The following is a 1,299-nucleotide window of genomic DNA, read 5'->3' on the forward strand; positions in this document are numbered from 1 at the left end:
CGCTGCACCTCCTATTTCCTCCTCCTCAGTCATCGTCGTCGTCAGTCGTCGTTTGCAGCTAACAACCAGATAGATATGTAAAAAGACGTATTTATAGATATTTGTGAAGCTGACGCGCGGATTTGAATTAGGTAACAAAAATCAAGAATGTTTCCGCTTGTCGGCTCAATTGAGAAACAAAAAAAGGGAGCACAAGGCTCCCAAATTTTTATTTCCCAACAGAGCTATTTATAAGACCTGATCTAACAGAAAAAGAGCGTGGCGAAGTTGCCCCTCAGAGTAGGTAGCTCCATCAGGTGTAACAATATGACCAGACTTAAATGCCCACTTAGAAAACCCCGTAACATCAGGAAGATAGCGCCCAGACTCAAGAGCCCAAAGCCTACGAATGGTAGGGGGGATTTCCTCACCGTCATCCCATCGATGGATTTGATCCAAATCGACACAAGCTATTTCAGCAGCTCGACCCTCACTTAATGCTAAGTGTTGAAATCTAAAGATAAAGTTAGGATGTATTCGACTACTCCTAGAAATTGGAGCAAAGAATTTAACAGCGTTCTCCCAATCAGTACTACGCATAACATTCCTCCAAAGCTTGAATAGCCTTTTCGGAGATGGACTGATATACGGCGTAACTTTGAAAGTTGTACCAAGATTCAAAAGTGGCGAGAAATAAAACGCGGTCGACTGGATTTAAATCAGTTGATGCAATTAATTGCGACAGACGGTTGTAAAACACGTCCTTTTCAATAGGATGTGAGTTAGTCATGATTAGCCCCTTGTAAGCTAGTTATGATTAGCCATGCATTCAGATTGCACTCTGAATGCATGGCGTTTATGAATTTAAATTGTTTGCTGTCTAGACTTCCAATAATCAGCAGCACAAGACCACTTAGTCCCATCTTGAGCTATGTATCCCTCTATTGGGACTATTTTAGATTGTGTAGTTAACCCCAAGCGCTCAAGATTCAAATAGTATGTATTAGCTAAACTTTTCGATTTATCCCCTGGCTCGTAAGTTAACCAACCAGACTCAGAGAGCTTCTTGATTGTGTTTGCAATAGATTGTCGAGATAACCCCGTCTCATCCATTAGAGCGCTGTAGCTAGGGAAACAAACTCCATCGCCATCAACAAATCTAAATAGCCCCAAGAGAAGCAGGCGCTGTGTTGATGGTAGATTTTCACGTTTCATTGCGTCAAAAAGTGGATGCATAATATCGAATTGGCTCCGCTTAAGTTTGTGTGTCATAATTTTCCTTATAGAAACTAAGAAAAACGCCAAGGGTTGCCGCCCATT

General features: G+C 41.7%; 2 protein-coding genes. Both read right to left on the reverse strand.

From position 1 onward, the window contains the following. Positions 1 to 571: 571 nt before the first annotated feature. Entirely contained in the window at positions 572 to 769 is a 198-nt protein-coding gene (locus R7P69_RS24760) for a hypothetical protein (protein WP_169608343.1), read from the reverse strand. Between the two features lie 74 nt (positions 770 to 843). Further along, positions 844 to 1,299: helix-turn-helix domain-containing protein (locus R7P69_RS24765; RefSeq protein WP_318121759.1), on the reverse strand; the 456-nt coding region annotated here is incomplete at its 5' end.

This window comes from Vibrio sp. 661 (assembly GCF_033339315.1).
In the GTDB taxonomy this organism is placed as follows: domain Bacteria; phylum Pseudomonadota; class Gammaproteobacteria; order Enterobacterales; family Vibrionaceae; genus Vibrio; species Vibrio alginolyticus.

Coding starts and splice junctions, on each gene's coding strand:
- R7P69_RS24760 (WP_169608343.1), bottom strand. CDS start 769: ATGACTAACTCACATCCTATTGAAAAGGACGTGTTTTACAACCGTCTG.